The sequence below is a fragment of the Bradyrhizobium sp. SZCCHNS3002 genome, assembly GCF_032377435.1.
Taxonomy (GTDB): Bacteria; Pseudomonadota; Alphaproteobacteria; order Rhizobiales; family Xanthobacteraceae; genus Bradyrhizobium.
The window spans coordinates 1-2744 of sequence record NZ_JAUHHY010000033.1 but is presented as its reverse complement, the minus strand read 5'-3'; the positions used below and the strand labels follow the sequence as shown (position 1 = coordinate 2744).

Annotated in this window: 4 protein-coding genes; 2 read left to right on the top strand and 2 right to left on the bottom strand. The window is 61.8% G+C overall.

Going from position 1 to position 2744, the window contains the following annotated elements; translation table 11 throughout:
* Positions 1-455 (bottom strand): SRPBCC domain-containing protein (locus QW845_RS34045; protein ID WP_315805875.1); only part of this gene is annotated, 455 nt, incomplete at its 3' end.
* Between the two features lie 266 nt (positions 456-721).
* Between QW845_RS34045 and QW845_RS34040 the strand changes: the two genes are divergently transcribed.
* Entirely contained in the window at positions 722-1822 is a 1101-nt protein-coding gene (locus QW845_RS34040; RefSeq protein ID WP_315701243.1) for an IS4 family transposase, read from the top strand.
* Positions 1823-2157: 335 nt separating this feature from the next.
* Positions 2158-2346, top strand: coding sequence for a hypothetical protein (locus QW845_RS34035; RefSeq protein WP_315700716.1), 189 nt, complete (start codon positions 2158-2160; stop codon positions 2344-2346).
* Positions 2347-2380: 34 nt separating this feature from the next.
* Here QW845_RS34035 and QW845_RS34030 read toward each other — a convergent pair whose 3' ends face one another.
* Positions 2381-2626, bottom strand: a complete 246-nt coding sequence (locus QW845_RS34030) for a hypothetical protein (RefSeq protein WP_315744760.1) — start codon at positions 2624-2626, stop codon at positions 2381-2383.
* Between the last annotated feature and the right edge of the window lie 118 nt (positions 2627-2744).

Below are 2744 nucleotides of genomic sequence, written 5' to 3'. Positions count from 1 at the left end.
CGCGCCAGGTTCTCCAAAGACGACGCCATGCCGAGCTCGTGGTCCGTGCGGCCGATTCCGATCGGCACGTTTTCGGCAAGGATCGAGACGAGCGTACCGTCCGCCGCCGGCGCAAGCGACCAGGTCATGGTCATCGTGCCCGCGAACTCCGGCCGGTCGGAGACAAAATCGATCGCCTGCACGATCCGCTTTCCCGGCACGAGCTGCAGGAAACGACCCCGGACGACGTCCTGGTGCGAGGAGGATTTGCCCGGAGCGGCAGCAAAGGTCAAAACAAGCTCGAAGCTGCCGCCTTCACGCACATCGAACTGCCTGATCTCGCCTCTTGCCCCCTCGGGCGGAAGCCAGCGTACCAAGCTCTCCGGCTTGATGAAGGCCTCATAGATCGCATCCTCGCTTGCCCTGATGCATCTGGAGACGCTGTGCCTCCGGTCGATCTGCGAAGCGCCATTCATGAGTTTGCTCCGGGGCTAAGGGCTGAGCTCAAAGGACGAATGAGTACGGCTGCGGCCGACATCGGAGCATGCTTGGTCAAACGTGGCATATCTGCCGGAACTCGATTTGACTGGCGAGCAAGAGCAATATGGGCGCTCAAAAACACGTCCCGCGGCGCCGCGCGCCCGAGTTATAAACGAAGCCCTCGGGGAGAGGGCGCAGGGAATGCCGCATAGGCGTTAAGTTTATGCTTGAGTGTTGGAATCCGCCGTGATTCGAACAGGGGATGGCAGACGAATCGCTCCTGAACGAGGACTGGACGAGAGTGGTTGCGCAGCTGGGCGGGGCTGCGCAGCTCGAGAAAACTGCGCGCCAGACGAAGGCCTTCGCGCGTCGGCGGCAGATTCCAGATGCGGTGACGTTACTTCGGCTGATGCTGGCCTATTGTTTGGGTGAAAGAGGGCTGAGATCGACAGCCGCATGGGCGGCTTCTGTTGGCCTTGCCGACCTCACCAGCGTGGCGTTGTTCTATCGGCTGCGTCAATGTGGTGATTGGTTTGCGGTGCTGGTGGAGGGCTTGCTCGCTGCGGCAGCTCCGAAGGCGAGCCAAGGCCGCCTGATCCGCATCATCGATGCGACGACAGTGCCTCAGGCGGGACCGGCTGCGCGCAAGAACAGTGAGCTTTGGCGCGTTCATAGCGCATTTGATCTGCCCTATGAGCGCTTTGGTCACTTCGAGCTGACAGATCAGCAAGAGGGCGAAACGTTTGACCGGATACCAGTGGTCAAGAACGAGATCCGCATTGCTGACCGCGCTTATCTGCAACCTGACCGCATTGCGGCCGTCCGCGAAGCCGGGGCCGACGTTTTGATCCGAGCGGGCTGGAAGAACGCACGTTGGCTTGACGCCAAAGGCCTTCCGTTCGATCTGATGGCCCAATTGCGTGCCGCGAAGGCGCGCGGACTGGTCGATCGGGAGATTTGGATCAAGCGCAAGGGCGGCGCGCCTCTGGCTATGCGTCTGGTCGCAATCAAGAAGCCCACCGGTGCGGCTGCTGCTTCTCGGCGTAAAGCCCGGCAAGACGCAAAAGATGAAAACCGCATCATCTCCAAAGAAACTTTGGAGGCTGCGGATTGGGTCATTCTGATCACGTCGCTCGCGCGGGACGAGTTCTCCACCAAAGATGTGCTTGCGCTCTATCGATTGCGATGGCGGATCGAGCTTGGGTTCAAGCGACTGAAGAGTCTGATTGGCCTCAAGACGCCGCCAGGAACCGATCCGCGCTCTGCCAAGCCCTACCTGCTGGCCCACCTCCTGATCATCCTGTTGCTCGAGCCGCTTGCCAGCGACTTCGAGGACTCTCCCCACTGGACGCAGGCCGCTTAACGACGCCTGGCGCTTGGCGGGTCCTGCAGCAGCTCGTTGCATCCTTGCTGCAAGCAATCATTCCACAACCAACCATCCGTTGCTTGCGCCGCAGAAAACGCGCGTTGGGGCGCCACCTTCGCGAGCCTCCTCGAAAACGCAAGTATCAATCGATGCTCGCGCTACCTTAACGCCTATGCGGCCTTCCCTGCACCCTCTCGCATGCGAGCAGGGTGAACCTCCTGATCAACTCGGGCGCACGGCGCCGCGAGAGGGGTCTTGCTCGCCCATCAACAGGAACTTCCGGTATTGGGAACATTTATGGTGCCCGGACGTAAGAGCCTCGGAGGTGCCACATGGACGAAACAAGATTCGCCCAGTTGCTCGGCCAGGCCGCGATCAGCGTCTGGGGCGACATGCCGCGGGACATTCAGGAAGCGCTGTTCGAGACCGCGATGCGCGATCGCAACGAACTGCGCCATGATCTGGCGAGACTGCTGCACGAACGCCACCCGCGCACCGAACATCCGCCGCGGCCGGTGTGACCGCGCGACCGATACCGCGACAGCGGCCATCAGCCTAATCGTGGTGGTTCTCGGGCCTGTACTGCGCCTGCTCGTCGTAGCCATGGCGGCTGCTATAAAATACCAGCGCCATCAGTCCGATGCCCACGATCAACGAGAACACGACACCGAGCGTGAGCGCGATCCAGCCCTGGGTCGGCATCGGCTCACCCGGCGTCGTCAGCCCGAGATAGGCGAAGGCCACCGCACCGGCCAGAATGACCAACATTGCCGCGATGGCTGCAATCGATCCTGCTCGCATGAGGCCGCGCTCCTTCGAGCAAGAACGGACCGCGGCCGCAATCGTTCCCGCCGGGCTATTCCCGCAACCGCGTCGGCGCTCCCCACGAGATCGTCGCCACAGCAGAACTCACTGTCTT